The sequence below is a fragment of the Pseudomonas mangrovi genome, assembly GCF_003052585.1.
GTDB lineage: Bacteria > Pseudomonadota > Gammaproteobacteria > Pseudomonadales > Pseudomonadaceae > Aquipseudomonas > Aquipseudomonas mangrovi.
On record NZ_QASN01000020.1, the window covers coordinates 713,928 to 730,127 of the forward strand.

At 63.7% G+C, this 16,200-nt stretch carries 16 protein-coding genes and 4 tRNA genes; 13 read left to right on the top strand and 7 right to left on the bottom strand.

Annotated elements, in window-relative coordinates; translation table 11 throughout:
* Positions 1 to 108 precede the first annotated feature (108 nt).
* A complete protein-coding gene (locus DBO85_RS15945) occupies positions 109 to 777 on the bottom strand; it encodes a Bax inhibitor-1/YccA family protein (RefSeq protein ID WP_108108240.1) in 669 nt (222 codons plus the stop codon).
* A 136-nt stretch (positions 778 to 913) separates the two neighbouring features.
* On the opposite strand from DBO85_RS15945, the gene DBO85_RS15950 reads away from it, so the two are divergent.
* The 13 genes from DBO85_RS15950 (at position 914) to DBO85_RS16010 (ending at position 8,313) form a co-directional block, all read left to right on the top strand.
* A tRNA-Ser gene (locus tag DBO85_RS15950) sits at positions 914 to 1,003 on the top strand.
* Between the two features lie 223 nt (positions 1,004 to 1,226).
* Complete coding sequence (gene gacA / locus DBO85_RS15955) at positions 1,227 to 1,871, top strand: response regulator transcription factor GacA (protein ID WP_108108241.1); 645 nt, start codon at positions 1,227 to 1,229, stop codon at positions 1,869 to 1,871.
* The gene (gene uvrC, locus DBO85_RS15960) at positions 1,872 to 3,698 is read left to right on the top strand and encodes an excinuclease ABC subunit UvrC (protein ID WP_108108242.1); all 1,827 of its coding nucleotides are present in this window, start codon (positions 1,872 to 1,874) and stop codon (positions 3,696 to 3,698) included.
* Between the two features lie 39 nt (positions 3,699 to 3,737).
* Positions 3,738 to 4,298 (top strand): CDP-diacylglycerol--glycerol-3-phosphate 3-phosphatidyltransferase, encoded by a 561-nt coding sequence (gene pgsA / locus DBO85_RS15965; RefSeq protein WP_108108243.1) that lies wholly within the window; start codon positions 3,738 to 3,740, stop codon positions 4,296 to 4,298.
* Positions 4,299 to 4,368: 70 nt separating this feature from the next.
* A tRNA-Gly gene (locus DBO85_RS15970) sits at positions 4,369 to 4,444 on the top strand.
* A 37-nt stretch (positions 4,445 to 4,481) separates the two neighbouring features.
* Positions 4,482 to 4,555 (top strand) — tRNA-Cys (locus DBO85_RS15975).
* Between the two features lie 130 nt (positions 4,556 to 4,685).
* Positions 4,686 to 4,772 (top strand) — tRNA-Leu (locus DBO85_RS15980).
* Positions 4,773 to 4,857: 85 nt separating this feature from the next.
* A complete protein-coding gene (tusD, locus tag DBO85_RS15985) occupies positions 4,858 to 5,250 on the top strand; it encodes a sulfurtransferase complex subunit TusD (RefSeq protein WP_108108244.1) in 393 nt (130 codons plus the stop codon).
* Positions 5,250 to 5,609 carry a sulfurtransferase complex subunit TusC gene (tusC, locus tag DBO85_RS15990; RefSeq protein ID WP_108108245.1) on the top strand — a complete coding sequence of 120 codons (360 nt, stop codon included), beginning with the start codon at positions 5,250 to 5,252 and terminating at the stop codon, positions 5,607 to 5,609. Before tusD ends, tusC begins: the two co-directional genes overlap by 1 nt.
* Complete coding sequence (tusB, locus tag DBO85_RS15995) at positions 5,609 to 5,911, top strand: sulfurtransferase complex subunit TusB (protein WP_108108246.1); 303 nt, start codon at positions 5,609 to 5,611, stop codon at positions 5,909 to 5,911. Before tusC ends, tusB begins: the two co-directional genes overlap by 1 nt.
* Positions 5,908 to 6,243, top strand: coding sequence for a TusE/DsrC/DsvC family sulfur relay protein (locus DBO85_RS16000; RefSeq protein WP_108108247.1), 336 nt, complete (start codon positions 5,908 to 5,910; stop codon positions 6,241 to 6,243). The genes tusB and DBO85_RS16000 overlap by 4 nt, the downstream gene beginning before the upstream one ends.
* Positions 6,240 to 7,223, top strand: coding sequence for a glycosyl transferase family protein (locus tag DBO85_RS16005; RefSeq protein ID WP_108108248.1), 984 nt, complete (start codon positions 6,240 to 6,242; stop codon positions 7,221 to 7,223). Before DBO85_RS16000 ends, DBO85_RS16005 begins: the two co-directional genes overlap by 4 nt.
* Positions 7,224 to 7,311: 88 nt before the next feature.
* Positions 7,312 to 8,313, top strand: coding sequence for a glutathione S-transferase family protein (locus DBO85_RS16010; protein WP_108108249.1), 1,002 nt, complete (start codon positions 7,312 to 7,314; stop codon positions 8,311 to 8,313).
* Between the two features lie 119 nt (positions 8,314 to 8,432).
* Here the strand turns inward: DBO85_RS16010 and cysG are convergent, their stop codons facing one another.
* From cysG to DBO85_RS16040, 6 genes are all read right to left on the bottom strand, one after another.
* Positions 8,433 to 9,821 carry a siroheme synthase CysG gene (gene cysG / locus DBO85_RS16015; protein WP_108108250.1) on the bottom strand — a complete coding sequence of 463 codons (1,389 nt, stop codon included), beginning with the start codon at positions 9,819 to 9,821 and terminating at the stop codon, positions 8,433 to 8,435.
* Positions 9,822 to 9,937: 116 nt separating this feature from the next.
* Positions 9,938 to 11,218, bottom strand: coding sequence for a serine--tRNA ligase (gene serS / locus DBO85_RS16020; RefSeq protein ID WP_108108251.1), 1,281 nt, complete (start codon positions 11,216 to 11,218; stop codon positions 9,938 to 9,940).
* Between the two features lie 87 nt (positions 11,219 to 11,305).
* The gene (gene crcB / locus DBO85_RS16025) at positions 11,306 to 11,680 is read right to left on the bottom strand and encodes a fluoride efflux transporter CrcB (RefSeq protein ID WP_108108252.1); all 375 of its coding nucleotides are present in this window, start codon (positions 11,678 to 11,680) and stop codon (positions 11,306 to 11,308) included.
* On the bottom strand, positions 11,677 to 13,002 hold the full coding sequence (locus tag DBO85_RS16030; protein WP_108108253.1) for a replication-associated recombination protein A: 1,326 nt from the start codon (positions 13,000 to 13,002) through the stop codon (positions 11,677 to 11,679). The genes crcB and DBO85_RS16030 overlap by 4 nt, the downstream gene beginning before the upstream one ends.
* A 12-nt stretch (positions 13,003 to 13,014) precedes the next feature.
* A complete protein-coding gene (lolA, locus tag DBO85_RS16035; RefSeq protein ID WP_108108254.1) occupies positions 13,015 to 13,641 on the bottom strand; it encodes an outer membrane lipoprotein chaperone LolA in 627 nt (208 codons plus the stop codon).
* A gap of 27 nt (positions 13,642 to 13,668) precedes the next feature.
* Positions 13,669 to 16,074, bottom strand: a complete 2,406-nt coding sequence (locus DBO85_RS16040; protein WP_233356624.1) for a DNA translocase FtsK — start codon at positions 16,072 to 16,074, stop codon at positions 13,669 to 13,671.
* Between the last annotated feature and the right edge of the window lie 126 nt (positions 16,075 to 16,200).

Consider the following 16,200-nt stretch of genomic DNA (forward strand, 5'->3'; position numbering starts at 1 on the left):
GGAATATGTACCCTGCGCACTGACACACCCTCCCCAGAACGAAAAACCCCGCGAAGGGATCACCTTCGCGGGGTTCTGTTTACAGCTGCGGCGGAGCCGCGATGAAGATCAATCGTCGCCGCTGAACGCACCGACCAGTTGCAGCAGACTGACGAACAGGTTGTAGATGGATACGTACAGGCTGATGGTGGCCATGATGTAGTTGCGCTCGCCACCATGGATGATTGCGCTGGTCTGGAACAGGATCGATGCCGAGGCGAACAGTACGAAACCGGCGCTGATCGCCAGCTGCAGACCGGGGATGTTGAAGAAGATGCCCGCGACCATTGCCCCGATCAGCACGAAGAAGCCAGCGATGATGAAGCCGGCGAGGAAGCTCATGTCCTTGCGGGTGGTCAGCACGTAGGCTGAGAGGCCGAAGAACACCAGCGCGGTCATCGCCATCGCCGTGCCGATCACTTCACCGCCGTTGGCCATGCCAAGGTAGCGGTTCAGGATCGGGCCGAGGGTGTAGCCCATGAAGCCGGTCAGCGCGAAGGTACTCAGCAGACCCCAGGACGAGTTGCGCAGCTTGGCGGTGAGGAAGAACAGGCCGTAGAAGCCGATCAGCACCACGAAGATGTTCGGATAGCGAACGTTCATCTGCTGGGCAACGAAGGCGACCAGGCCACTGAACGCCAGGGTAATGGCCAGCAGGCCGTAGGTATTGCGCAGCACACGGCTGACGTCGCCTTGTTCCGCCAGGGAACCTTCGAGGGCGTAATTCTGATCTTGCATGGCGAACTCCTGAGATTTAATGGTTATCCATCACCTGGACCAAGGTTGCCGCCGATCATAGCAGAGGCATCGGCGCTGCCAAGCGGCAGAATTTGACAGTGTGTTGCGTTCGGGTAACATCTCGCGCTCGCTCGTCGGAGGTGTGGCAGAGCGGTTGAATGCAACGGTCTTGAAAACCGTCGAAGGGGAAACTCTTCCGTGAGTTCGAATCTCACCGCCTCCGCCATCTTGCAAGTCGAAAGCCCCGTATTCCGGGGCTTTCGCGTTTCTTCCCAATAGAAGGCGGCTCAACCCGTTCGTTCCGCGCCAAGACCAGCAGGTCCGGACGCTGATTGCCCCCGGATCCCCAGAGCCGCGCGCAGCTAGGACTGCCGGTCACTTTTTGTTAAGGTTGCCGCCAGCCAAAAGACCGCTGCCCAGGCGGCGTCAACGCAGACAGAGGTGGCAGTGTGATCAGGGTCCTGGTGGTCGATGACCACGACTTGGTTCGTACAGGCATTACCCGAATGCTGGCCGATATCGATGGCCTGCAGGTCATCGGGCAGGCCGACTCCGGGGAGGAGTCGCTCAAGCGCGCCCGCGAGCTGAAGCCTGACGTCGTGCTCATGGACATCAAGATGCCCGGCATCGGTGGCCTTGAAGCGACTCGCAAGCTGTTGCGCAGCCATCCGGACATGCGCGTGATCGCGGTCACCGCGTGTGAGGATGACCCCTTCCCCACCCGTCTGTTGCAAGCTGGCGCCTCCGGCTACCTGACCAAGGGCGCGGGGCTCGACGAGATGGTCCAGGCGATTCGCCTGGTGTTCGCCGGCCAGCGCTACCTGAGCCCGCAGATTGCCCAGCAGCTGGCGCTCAAGTCGTTCCAGCCGCAATCCGGTGGCTCACCCTTCGATACGCTCTCCGAGCGGGAGATCCAGATCGCCCTGATGATCGCCAACTGCCACAAGGTGCAGACGATCTCCGACAAGCTGTGCCTGTCGCCCAAGACCGTGAACACCTATCGCTATCGGATATTCGAGAAGCTCAGTATCGACAGCGACGTGGAACTGGCCCTGCTCGCCGTACGCCACGGCATGGTCGATGCCGTCAGTTGAATGAGCAGCAGCTTCGATCCCTCCGCGTTCCTCGCAACCTGCAGTGGCAGACCTGGCGTCTATCGGATGTACGACGCCCAAGGCAGCCTGCTCTACGTCGGCAAGGCGAAGAACCTCAAGAAGCGCCTCTCCAGCTACTTCCGCAAGACCGGCCTGGCGCCCAAGACCGCAGCCCTGGTGGGACGCATCGCGCAGGTTGAGACAAGCATCACCGCCAACGAGACCGAGGCGCTGCTGCTAGAGCAGACGCTGATCAAGCAGTCGCGGCCGCCCTACAACATCCTGCTGCGCGACGACAAATCCTACCCCTACGTATTCCTCTCCGACGGTGACTTCCCCAGGTTGAGCATCCATCGGGGTGCCAAGCGCGAAAAAGGTCGCTACTTCGGTCCGTATCCCAGCGCACTGGCGATCCGCGAAAGCCTCAGCCTGCTGCAGAAGACCTTCCACGTCCGCCAGTGCGAGGACAGCTACTTCCGCAACCGCAGCCGACCCTGCCTGCAATACCAAATCAAGCGCTGCAAGGGGCCTTGCGTCGCCGGCCTGGTCAGCCAGGAGGAGTACGCCGAGGACGTGCGCCACTCCGCAATGTTTCTCGACGGTCGCAGCAATGCCCTGGCCAACGAATTGTCCAGTGCGATGGAGCAAGCCGCGCAGCGCCTGGACTTCGAGCAGGCGGCCATGCTCCGCGACCAGATCGGCATGTTGCGGCGTGTGCAGGACCAGCAGAGCATGGAGTCCGGCAATGGTGACGTCGATGTGGTCGCCGCCATGGTCAACCCCGGAGGGGCCTGCGTGCACGTCATCTCCGTGCGTGGCGGTCGGGTGCTGGGCAGCAAGAACTTCTTTCCCCAGGTGGCGATCGAGGAGAGCGTCACCGATGTGCTCGAAGCCTTTCTGGCGCAGTACTACCTCGGCAGCAGCGAGCGCGATCTCCCCCAGGAGGTGATCGTCAACGCGGCGCTGGAAGGCGGAGAAGCCCTGACGGGCGCCATCAGCGCGGCGCGCGGGCGCGAGCTCGACTTCAGCCACCGGGTTCGCAGCACGCGTGCGCGCTGGCAGAAGCTTGCGGTAACCAATGCCGAGCAGGCGCTGGCTGCACGACTGGCCAACCGTCAGCATCTGGCTGCGCGTTTCGAAGCGCTGGCCGAGGCGCTGAAGATGGATGAGATCCCGCAGCGCCTGGAGTGCTTCGACATCAGTCATTCCAGCGGCGAGGCAACGGTAGCCTCCTGCGTCGTGTTCGGTCCGGAAGGCCCGTTGAAATCCGACTATCGCCGCTACAACATCGACGGCATCACCGCCGGCGACGATTACGCGGCCATGCACCAGGCATTGACCCGCCGTTTCGCCAAGGCTGCCGAGGGCGAAGGAAAACTCCCCGACGTCCTGCTGGTGGATGGCGGCAAGGGCCAGCTGGCAATGGCCCGCGAAGTGCTGCAGGAACTCTCTGCGCCCGACATGCTGCTGCTCGGTGTGGCCAAAGGCAGTACGCGCAAGCCAGGCCTGGAGACGCTCTATCTCAACGATCCCACCAATGAATTCACGCTCTCGGGCGACTCTCCGGCGCTGCACCTGATCCAGCAGGTGCGTGACGAAGCACACCGCTTCGCCATCACCGGTCACCGCGCCCGACGCGCCAAGGCACGTACCACTTCACGCCTGGAGGATATCGCCGGTATCGGCCCCAAGCGCCGCAGGGAACTGCTCAATCACTTCGGCGGTCTGCAAGAACTCGTTCGTGCCAGCAGCGACGAGATCGCCAAAGCGCCCGGCATCAGCAAAAAGCTTGCAGAGTCGATTTATGCAGCACTGCACAGCGAGTAGAATCGCCCATTGCTTTCCTCCTTCAGCCAAGTCGTGCCAATGAATATCCCCAATCTGATCACCGTTCTGCGCGTACTGCTGATTCCGATCTTCATTCTGCTGTTCTACATGCCGTTCTCTTGGAGCTACTACGCCGCCAGCGCCGTGTTCGCACTGGCCGCCGTCACCGACTGGCTGGATGGCTACCTGGCGCGCCGACTGCAGCAGAGCACGCCCTTCGGCGCGTTCCTCGACCCGGTGGCGGACAAGCTGATGGTTGCCGTGGCGCTGGTACTACTGGTCGAACACCACGGCAATCTCTGGCTGACCCTGCCGGCTGCAATCATCATCGGACGAGAGATCGTGATTTCGGCATTGCGCGAGTGGATGGCGGAGATCGGCGCCCGCGCTCAGGTCGCCGTGTCCAACCTGGGCAAGTGGAAGACCGCCGCGCAGATGGTTGCGATCATCACGCTACTGGCAAATCCGCCGCTGATGACGCTCTGGGTCGGGATTGGCTACGGCCTGCTGATCATTGCTGCAGGCCTTACGCTGTGGTCGATGCTGCAGTACCTGCTTGCCGCCTGGCCGCATCTGAGCGCCAGCTCGCAGAAGAAATAAACTTTTTTGAATCAAGGGGTTGACGGACCACTCCGAAACTATAGAATGGCGCCCGTCAACACGACGCCAAGCGGGAATAGCTCAGTTGGTAGAGCACGACCTTGCCAAGGTCGGGGTCGCGAGTTCGAGTCTCGTTTCCCGCTCCAGATTTTACGGGCCGATTATTCGGCCCGTTTGCTTCATGGCTGAGTAGCAGAGTGGTTATGCACCGGATTGCAAATCCGTGAACGCCGGTTCGATTCCGACCTCAGCCTCCAATTCAGAAAAGCCCGGTAAATCACTGATTTCCGGGCTTTTTCGTTTCCGCCCCATGAATGGCTCGGCTTGTTCTGAGGGCGGCGGACTTATATAGTCCGGACCTCGTCGCCTGCGGGCGACGGCGCTACCGCCCGAATGGCGAAATCGGTAGACGCAGGGGACTTAAAATCCCTCGCCAGCAATGGCATGCCGGTTCGAGTCCGGCTTCGGGCACCAATCTTCGCAACAACCGCCTTCGCCGCCTGTATTTCAGGCCGCCAGGTCTTATCATTCCGCCAGTTATCCACTCACGCGGTCTGCCATGAAATTCGCCATTGCCCTGTTTTCACCGCCGCACGCGCCCTCCTCGCGCCGCGCTCTGCGCTTCGCCGAGGCGGTACTGGCCGGCGGGCATGAGATCGTGCGGCTGTTTCTCTATCAGGATGCAGTGCAGCACGCCTCGGCGGCACTGGTGCTGCCACAGGACGAAACCGACGGCGCCAGGCAGTGGCAGACATTCATCAGCGACAACCAGCTCGACGCGGTGGTCTGCATTGCCGCAGCGCTGCGCCGCGGCGTACTCAACGACGAGGAAGCCGCACGTCATGACAAGCCTGCGACAGTACAGTCGCGGGCCTGGACGCTTTCCGGCCTGGGCCAGCTGCACGAAGCCAACCAGCTCGCAGATCGGCTGATCTGCTTTGGAGGCCCCTGATGAGCCAGTCGCTGCTGATCGTCACGCGTCAGGCGCCATGGAGCGGCCCTGGTGCCCGTGAGGCGCTGGACATCGCCCTGGCAGGCGGAGCCTTCGATCTGCCGCTGGGCCTGCTTTTTCTCGACGACGGTGTTTTTCAGCTGGCACCCGGGCAGCAACCAGCGAGCCTCACGCTCAAGGATCTGCAGGCCAATCTACAGGCGCTGCCGATGTTCGGCGTCGAGGCGCTGTATGTCTCCGCCCGCAGCCTGAATGAACGAGGGCTGAGCGACGGCGCTCTGCAATTGCCGGTGGAGGTGCTCGACGATGTCGGTCTGAGCGCCCTCTTCGAGCGTTACGACCAGGTGATCACTCTCTGATGAGCACGCTGCACGTTCTTTCCCACTCGCCGTTCAGCGACAGTCGCCTGTCCAGCTGCCTGCGCCTGCTCACTCCGGGCGACGGCCTGCTACTCTGCGGCGACGCGGTCTATGCCCTGCAGGGCGGCACGGCTCAGCGCGCGGCCCTGGAGCTGATGCCCGAGACTATCGCCCTGTTGGCGCTGGCCGAGGACCTCCACGCCCGCGGCCTGGTGCAGCTTCCCGAGCGCCTGCAGCTGCTCGACTACCCAGGCTTCGTTGCCAGCAGCATCGCCTTCGACAAGGTGAATACCTGGCTATGAACAGTCTGCAGGTGAACGGCCGCAGCATCGCACTCGACAAGGATGGCAATCTTTGTGACCTCGATGAGTGGTCCGAGTCGGTCGCCGAGGCGCTCGCCGAGTACGAAGGCCTGCAACTCGGCTCCGAACACTGGGAAATACTCCTGCTGCTGCGCGCCTTCTACCAGGAATTCCAGCTGTCGCCGGCGACCCGGCCACTGATCAAGTACGCGGCGCTCAAGCTGGGGCCGGACAAAGGCAACAGCCTGCACCTCAACCGCCTGTTCAAGGGCACTCCCGCCAAGCTCGCTGCCAAGCTTGCCGGCCTGCCGAAACCGAGCAACTGCATATGAACCTCGTTACCCCAGCTGAACATCCGTTTGCCGTCTTTGTGCGCATTCTCGGCAAGGGCAAACGCGGCGCCCGCGACCTGACCCGCGAAGAAGCCCGTGAGGCCATGGGCATGCTGCTCGACGGCAAGGTCGAAGAAACCCAGCTCGGCGCCTTCCTCATGCTGCTGCGGCACAAGGAAGAAAGCGCCGAGGAAATGGCCGGGTTTGCCGAAGCGATCCGCGCCCGCCTGAATGCTCCGCAGATCGCCGTCGACCTCGACTGGCCAAGTTACGCCGGCAAGAAGCGTCACCTGCCCTGGTACCTGCTGGCGGCCAAGTGTCTGGCTGGCTCCGGGAAGCGCATCCTGATGCATGGCGGCGGTGCCCACACTGCCGGCAGGATGTACAGCGAGCAACTGCTCGACAGGCTCTCCATCCTGGTATGCAGGGACTGGTCACAGGTCGCCGGCGCGCTCGACGCTGAGGGTCTCGCCTTCGCACCGCTGGGCGACTGGATGCCCGAGCTGCAGCGAATGATCGACCTGCGCAACATCCTCGGCCTGCGCTCGCCGATCCATTCGCTGGCGCGCATCATCAATCCGCTCGGGGCGCGCTGCGGCCTGCAGAGCATCTTTCACCCTGGCTACCAGGAAGTGCACCGGGCGGCCAGCCAGCTGCTCGGTGACAACGCGCTGGTGATCAAGGGCGACGGCGGCGAGATCGAGCTCAACCCAGATGCCAGCTCGCACCTCTACGGCACCCGCGGTGGTGAAAACTGGGACGAGGAATGGCCGCCACTGTCCCCGCAACGCCACGTCAAACCGCCAAGTCTCGAGCCCGAACAGCTGCTTGCGTTCTGGCGCGGCGAGCGCGATGACGCCTACGGCCGGCTGGCCACTCTCGCTACCATCGCCCTCGCCTTGCGGGCGCTGGGCACACCGCGCGAGCAGGCGCTGAGCGACGCGGAAAGACTCTGGGAAGAACGCAACCGATCGATCTGACCGATCCTTTCCATTGAGGATTCGAACCCATCCGCCCTGCCCCTGTCGCTAGAGTGAGCAACTCATTCTTTGCAAAGAGGTAAGGCCGGTGGGACTCCTGATCGACGGGCAATGGCATGACCAGTGGTACGACACCAGCGACGGCCGCTTCAAGCGCGAGGATGCGCAGCGGCGCAACTGGATCACCGCAAGCGGCGATGCCGGACCCAGCGGCGAAGGCGGCTTTCCCGCACAGGCCGGCCGCTATCATCTGTATGTATCGCTGGCCTGCCCCTGGGCCCATCGCACGCTGATCCTGCGCGAGCTGAAGCAGGTGCAGCCGCTGGTCGAGGTGTCGATCGTCAGCTGGCTGATGGGCGAGGATGGCTGGACCTTCGACCCGGCCACCGGCTCGAGCGGCGATGCCCTGCACGGATTCAGTCATCTACATCAGCTCTATACCCGCGACGACCCGGACTACAGCGGCCGGGTAACCGTGCCCACCCTCTGGGACCGCGAGCGCCAGCGGATCGTCAGCAACGAATCGGCGGAGATCCTGCGCATGTTCAACCAGGCCTTCGACGACATCACGGGCTCGCGGCTGGATCTGTACCCGGAGGCCCTGCGCGAGGAGATCGACGCCCTTAATGCCCGCATCTACCCGCAGGTGAACAACGGCGTCTATCGCGCAGGCTTCGCCACCACCCAGGAAGCTTACCGGGAGGCCTTCGATGAGCTGTTCGGCGCGCTGGACTGGCTCGAAGCGCTGCTACAGAAGCAGCGCTATCTCTGCGGCGAATACCTGACCGAGGCCGATTGGCGCCTGTTCACCACCCTGATCCGCTTCGACAGCGCCTACCACGGGCATTTCAAGTGCAATCTGCGGCGTATTCAGGACTACCCGGCGCTCTCGGGCTGGCTGCGCGAGCTCTACCAGTGGCCAGGCATCGCCACGACCGTCGACTTCACCCATATCAAGCACCACTACTACCGAAGCCACGCCAACATCAACCCGACCGGCATAGTGCCGGCGGGCCCGGCGCTGGATCTGGACGGCGCCCATGGCCGCGAGGCCCTTCCCGGAAGGGGGATCTGGCAGCGAGCGGGTTAGCGCTTACGAGGCGCCAGTTGGGCTCGATGGCGCAATGCGCTGCGCTTATTACGCCCTAGGCAACGCAGCACCTCAGCGGAACTTGCCACACGAGGCAGGGTAGCAGCCGCGTGCCGCTGTCAGCCCCGTGCGCCTTCGAACCAGGCAAGCTTCTCGCGCAGGCTGACCACCTCGCCGACGATCACCAGGGTCGGCGCCTGCACCTCATGCCGGGCCAGCAGATCGGGCAGACTTTGCAGGGTACCGGTGTAGACGCGCTGGTTGCTGGTAGTGCCTTGCTGTACCAGCGCTACCGGGGTACTCGCGGCACGACCATGGGCGATCAGTTGCTCGCAGATCACCGGCAGCCCCACCAGGCCCATGTAGAACACCAGCGTCTGCCCGGGCGCTGCCAGCTCCTTCCAGGGCAGATCGCAGCTGCCATCCTTGAGATGGCCGGTGACGAAACGCACCGACTGGGCATGGTCGCGATGGGTCAGCGGGATGCCGGCATAGGCTGCGCAGCCGGAGGCCGCGGTGATGCCCGGCACCACCTGAAAGGGAATGCCGTGGGCGGCGAGCTCTTCGATCTCCTCGCCGCCACGGCCGAAGATGAACGGGTCACCGCCCTTCAGTCGCAGCACGCGCTTGCCTTCCTTCGCCAGATCGACCAGACGCCGGTTGATCTGCTCCTGTGGCAGCGCATGCTCGGCACGCTGCTTGCCGACATAGATGCGTTCGGCGTCACGCCGGCACAGCTCGATGATCGCTGGCGCCACCAGGCGGTCGTAAAGCACCACGTCGGCCTGCTGCATCAGGCGCAGGGCGCGAAAGGTCAGCAGGTCAGGGTCACCGGGGCCCGCACCAACCAGATAGACCTCGCCGAGCATGCGCGGCGCCGCGCCGCAGATCTTTTCCTCGAGCAGACGCTCGCCCTCGCCGAGCTTGCCGGCGAACACGCTTTCGGCAATCTGCCCCTGGAACACGTCTTCCCAGAACACCCGACGTTGCTGCACGTTGGGGAACAGCGTCTTAACCTGCGCGCGAAACTTCTTCGCCAGGCCGGCCAACTGACCGTAGGTGGCTGGAATCCAGGTCTCGATCTTGGCGCGGATCAGGCGTGCCAATACCGGTGCGTCGCCGCCGCTGGTCACTGCGACTATCAACGGCGAGCGATCGACGATGGCCGGGAAGATCACGCTGCACAGCTTGGGCGCATCCACCACATTGACCGGAATGCCACGCTGCTGCGCCTGCTCCGATATCCGCGCGTTGAGCGGCTCGTCATCGGTGGCAGCGATCACCAGGGTAACGCCCTGCAGGTCGCCTTCCTCGTATCCGCGCTGCAGAACCTCTCCGCCACCCTCCCCGGCCATCTGCAGCAGCTCAGCCCGGATCTGCGGGGCAACCACGCGCAGGCGTGCGCCGGCGTCCGCCAGCAACCGCGCCTTGCGCACTGCCACCTCGCCACCACCAACGACCAGAACGATCTTGTCCTGCAACTTGTGAAACAGGGGAAGGAAGTCCATGGCGGCGCCTTGTCGAGAAAGTGATGACAGGAATACGACATCGCAGGAGGCGAGCCGCATGTCGAAAATCAAGTCTGGCGTTCAGGGCGCACATCGCTGCGCGCCCGCCACCACGATCAAGCGATGCTTTCGATCCCACCCATGTAGGGCTTGAGTACCTCGGGCACGCGGATCGAACCATCCGCCTGCTGGTAGTTTTCCAGCACCGCCACCAGGGTACGACCGACCGCCAGGCCCGAACCGTTCAGCGTGTGCACCAGCTCCGGCTTGCCGGTTTCCGGGTTGCGCCAGCGCGCCTGCATGCGCCGCGCCTGGAAGTCACCGCAGTTGGAGCAGGAGGAAATCTCGCGGTATTTGTCCTGGCTCGGTACCCAGACCTCGAGATCGTAGGTCTTGACCGCGCCAAAGCCCATGTCGCCGGTGCACAGCGCCAGCTTGCGGTACGGCAGCTCGAGCAGCTGCAGCACGCGCTCGGCGTTGGCGGTCAGGCTCTCCAGCGCTTCGAAGGACTTGCCCGGCTCGACGATCTGTACCATCTCGACTTTGTCGAACTGGTGCTGGCGGATCATTCCGCGGGTATCGCGGCCGGAGGCGCCGGCCTCGCTGCGAAAGCACGGCGTGTGCGCGACCAGCTTGATCGGCAGCAACTTGGCGTCGAGGATCTCGCCGGCGACCAGGTTGGTCAGCGACACCTCGGCGGTGGGGATCAGATAGAGGTCGGCCTGCTCGTCGCGCTGGATGCGGAACAGGTCCTCCTCGAACTTGGGCAACTGGCCGGTGCCCTGCAGCGCCGAAGCCTGCACCAGGTAAGGCGTATAGGCCTCCTCGTAGCCGTGCTCGGAAGTGTGCAGGTTGATCATGAACTGCGCCAGGGCGCGATGCAGACGGGCGATCGGGCCGCGCAGCACGGCAAAGCGTGCGCCGGACAGCTGCGCGGCACGCTCGAAGTCGAGCCAGCCATGCTGCTCGCCGAGGGCGACGTGATCCTGAATGGGAAAGTCGAACTGTCGCGGCGTGCCCCAGCGCGACACCTCGACGTTGCCCTCCTCGTCCGCACCCACCGGCACCGATTCGTCGGGCAGGTTGGGAATGTTCAGCAGCAACTGGTCGAGTTCTGCCTGGATGGCGTCCAGCTCGCGCTTGCCGGCTTCCAGGTCGCTGCCCATCCGATCCACTTCCGCCAGCAGCGGAGCAATGTCTTCACCGCGCTGCTTGGCCTGGCCGATGCTCTTGGAGCGCGCGTTGCGTTCGGCCTGCAGCTGCTCGGTGCGGGTCTGCACGGTCTTGCGCTGCGCCTCGAGGGCTTCGAAACGCGCCACATCCAGAGTGAAGCCGCGGGTCGCCAGACGCTGCGCGACGTCGTGCAGCTGGGTACGAACGAGTTTGGAGTCGAGCATGGAAAATTTCTCAAACAGGACAATCGAAGGATTTCGCGATGCCGCGCAGTTTACGGAGTACGGCGCGGCATTCCGAGGCTTTTGTATCTACCAGCGCGCCAGACTCATGCCGCCCCAGGCTGCGAGCAGACCGCCCGCGACGCTGCCGAACAGATAGGCGAACGCCAGCGGCGCCTGCCCGCCGTCGAGCAGCTTGAGGACTTCGAGGCTGAAGCTGGAAAAGGTCGTCAGGCCGCCCAGCACGCCGGCGAGCAGACCGGTACGCAGCGGCAACGGCAGATCCGTACGCAGCAGGAACCAGGCAGACAGAAAGCCGATGGCGAAGCAGCCGATCAGGTTGACCAGCAGCGTGCCGAGGTAGAAATGCCGCGGCCAGTTGGCGACCACCCAGTAGCTGGTCAGAAAACGCAGGCAGGAACCCACCGCCCCACCCAGAGCCACCGCCAGCAGCACCTTGATCATGGTTTTCTCCGTTGCCGCGGGCTGGCCTGATCCAGTGCGGACAGGTGTGCGAGCTTGTCGCGGATCTTGCCTTCCAGGCCGCGGGGTGCCGGCTGATAGTACTGGCGCGGCGTCATGGCCTCGGGGAAGTAGTCTTCGCCGGCGGCATAGGCATCCGGCTCGTCATGCGCGTAGCGGTATTCGTCACCGTAGCCGAGCTCCTTCATCAGCCGGGTCGGCGCATTGCGCAGGTGTAGCGGCACCTCCAGCGAACCCTGCTCGGCGGCGTCGCGCATCGCTGCCTTGAACGCCGTATAGACCGCATTGCTCTTCGGCGCACAGGCCAGATAGACCACCGCCTGCGCCACCGCCAGCTCACCCTCGGGGCTGCCCAGGCGCTCCTGTACATCCCAGGCGTTCAGGCACAGGCCCAGCGCGCGCGGATCGGCATTACCGATGTCCTCGCTGGCCATGCGCACCACCCGGCGCGCCAGATAAAGCGGGTCGCAGCCGCCATCAAGCATGCGCGCGTACCAGTAAAGCGCAGCATCCGGACTGGAGCCGCGGATGGACTTGTGCAGTGCGCTGATCTGGTCGTAGAAGGCTTCGCCACCCTTGTCGAAGCGCCGGCGACTGTCGCCGAGCAGGCTCTGCAGCAGCTCGACACCGATTTCGCCGCCGTCCTCGACCAGATCTGCCGCGTTCTCCAGCAGATTGAGCACCCGCCGGCCATCGCCATCAGCCGCGCTCATGAGTATCTGCTGTGCCTCGTCGGACAGTCTCAACTGGCGCTCGCCCAGGCCTTTCTGCTCCTCCAGCGCACGCCCGATCAACTGGCGCAATGCGGCCTCGTCCAGGCTCTTGAGCACGTACACCCGCGCGCGCGACAGCAGCGCGTTGTTCAGTTCGAACGAGGGGTTCTCGGTGGTCGCGCCGATGAAGATCAGCGTGCCGTCCTCGACGTAAGGCAGGAAGGCATCCTGCTGCGACTTGTTGAAGCGGTGCACCTCATCGACGAACAGAATGGTCCGCCGGCCGGACTGCGCCGCATGCTGACGGGCGATCTCGACCGCCTGGCGAATCTCCTTGACCCCGGAGAGCACCGCCGAGAGGGTCTCGAAGTGCGCATCCGACACCTGCGCGAGCAACCGTGCCAGGGTGGTCTTGCCGACCCCGGGCGGGCCCCAGAAGATCATCGAATGCAGCGCGCCCTGCTCCAGCGCCTCGCGCAGCGGCTTGCCCTTGCCCAGCAGGTGCTCCTGGCCGACGTATTCGTCCAGGCTGGCGGCCCGCAGACGGGCTGCCAGGGGCTGGGCGATCGGGGGGCGGCCGAACAGGTCCAAGATGCTGGTCCGCTATTCCTGGATCACATCCACGCCTTCGGGAATCTCGAAGGTGAACTTATCCGGGTTGAGAATCTCGTTCATCTTCACGCCGAGGAAGAGGATGTTGGTGCGCTGACCGACACTGTCGATCAGTTGCATGTCATTGATCACGCCGCCGCGGAAGGACAGGCGCAAGCTGTCGAACAGGGTATCGCTGCTCTTGGGCTTGAGGATGAAATCGACCACATCGCCGGCTTCCTTGTGGGTGATCTCGAAGCTCTCGCGGATCTGCGACACATCCCCGGAGAGCAACAGCGCGGGGGTATGGGTCAGCCTCTGGTCGAGCGCCTGGATGGTGACCTGCTCCAGATCCGGGTCATACAGCCAGACCTTCTGCCCATCGGAAACCAGCAACTGCTCCAGCGGCGCATCGGTATGCCAGCGCAGCTGGCCGGGTCGCTTGAGCGCCAGCTCGCCGGAAGTCTCCTGCAGATGGGTGCCGGATGCATCCAGGGTCAACTGCGAGAAGCGCGCAGTCAGGGTCTTGGCATTGCCGAGCAGGCCGGACAGTCGCTTCGCCGTGGCCTCCTCGTCGGCCTGGGCGCCGAGGGTGAAACAGGCCAGGCTGGCCACAAGCAGCAAACGGATCAGGCGCATTGGATTCCTCGAAACAGGTTGGATAAATCAGTCGCGCATCGAGCCGGGCGCGATCACTTCGCGCGAGCCGTTGCCATTCATGGCCGATACCACACCGGCCACTTCCATCGCCTCGACCATGCGCGCGGCGCGGTTATAGCCGATCTTCAGCTTGCGCTGCACTGCAGAAATGGAGGCACGGCGACTCTCCAGAACGAAGGCCACGGCCTCGTCATACAGCGGATCGTCTTCGCTGCCTTCGCTGCCCTCGCCCGAGCCACTGCCGTCGAAGCCACTGCCGGACTCTTCCACGCCGGCCAGAATGTCTTCGATGTAATCCGGCGCTCCGCGCTGCTTCCAGGCTTCCACTACCCGATGTACTTCCTCATCGGAGACGAAGGCGCCGTGCACGCGGATCGGCAGGCCGGTACCCGGCGGCAGGTAGAGCATGTCGCCATGGCCGAGCAGCTGTTCGGCGCCACCCTGATCGAGGATGGTCCGCGAATCGATCTTGCTCGACACCTGGAACGCCATGCGGGTCGGAATGTTGGCTTTGATCAGACCGGTGATCACGTCCACCGACGGACGCTGGGTCGCCAGGATCAGGTGGATGCCGGCGGCACGGGCCTTCTGCGCGATCCGTGCGATCAGCTCTTCGACCTTCTTGCCGACGATCATCATCATGTCGGCGAATTCGTCGACCACCACCACGATGGTCGGCAGGGTTTTCAGGTACGGCGGCTCATCGTCCATCGACTCGCGCTTGTACAGCGGGTCATGCAGCGGCTGCCCGGCCTCCTCCGCGTCCTTGACCTTGCGATTGAAGCCGGCCAGGTTGCGCACGCCCATCTTCGACATCAGCTTGTAGCGGCGCTCCATCTCGGCGACCGACCAGCGCAGCGCGTTGGCGGCCTCCTTCATGTCGGTGACCACCGGGCAGAGCAGATGCGGGATGCCTTCGTAGATCGACAGTTCGAGCATCTTCGGATCGATCATGATCATCCGCGCCTCTTCCGGCGTGGATTTGAACAGGATCGACAGGATCATCGCGTTGACCCCTACCGACTTGCCCGAGCCGGTGGTGCCGGCGACCAGCAGGTGCGGCATGCGCGCAAGGTCGGTGATCACCGGGCGACCACCGATGTCATGACCCAGCGCCAACGTCACCGGCGACTTGGCCTCATCGTATTCGCTGGAAGACAGCACCTCGGAGAAACGCACGATCTGCCGGTCTTCATTGGGGATCTCGATACCGACCGTGGTCTTGCCGGGAATCACCTCGACCACCCGCACACTGATCACCGCCAGCGAGCGCGCCAGATCCTTGGCCAGGTTGGAGATGCGGCTGACCTTGACGCCGATGCCCGGCTGGATTTCGAAACGGGTGATCACCGGACCCGGATGAACCGATTCCACCACCACCTCGACGCCGAACTCCTTGAGCTTGATCTCGAGCAGGCGCGACATCGCCTCCAGCGACTCGGGCGAGAATTTCTTGGGTTTCTTCTCCGCCACGTCGAGGATCGAGATCGGCGGCAGCGAGCCTTCCACGGCACTGTCGAGGAATAGCGGCACCTGCTTTTCCTTCAGCACGCGCTTGCTCGGCTCGGCCTTCTTCGGCATTTCCGGCTCACTGATCACCGGCGGCACGCGCTTCTCGCGCTCGCTCATGTGCTTGCTCAGCGCCTCGTCACGCTCGATCACTCGCGCCTTGGCACGCGCCTGCTCGCCGCGGTCGCTGACCATGGGCGCAACCACATCATGTACCCGATCATCGACTTCACGCAGCTGGGCGACCATCTGCTTGCGCTCGTTACGCGCATTCCACCAGCGGGTGATCCCCCCCTGCACCAGCTCGACGAGATCCAGCGTGATCTTGCCGGTCAGGTCCATCACCCGGAACCAGGAGAGATCGGCAAAGACGGTAAGACCGAAGAGGAACAGGGCAATGAACAGCAGCGTGCTGCCCTGGATATTGAGCGCGCCCTTGGCCAGGTCGCCCAGACCGCTGCCCAGCATGCCGCCGGCCGATGCGGGCATGTCGACACCCGCGGTGAAATGGATATCGGCCAGCGCCGCACCGCTGACCACCAGCAGCATCAGACCGACCAGGCGCAGAGAGAACAACCAGCCGTTCCACTGCCAGGGCTGATGACGACGGCGGAATATCTGCAGGGACTTCAGCGCCAGCAGCGCCGGAACCAGAAAGGCAAAATAACCCAGCACCAGAAACAGGATGTCGGCGAACCAGGCGCCCGCCCGCCCTGCCGCATTGCGCACCTGGACAACGTCGCTGGTGTGGGTCCAGCCCGGATCGGCAGGGTCATGGGTGAACAGGGACATCCACAGATAGATACTCAGCGCAGCAAAAGCAATGAGCGCACCTTCCTTCAGACGGTACTGCACATGCTGGCGCCAGGCCGGGGCCGAGTTTTGGGAGGCGGCTTTCTTCAAAACGCTGGGTTCCTGCGCTGGGCGTTTCTTCAATACGGAAGGGGTAATGAGATCGGCATTGTACGGCTTCACCGGCTGCATGCCATGCGGCAGGCCACACTCGCGATCGGCTTTCCGCCATCCCCC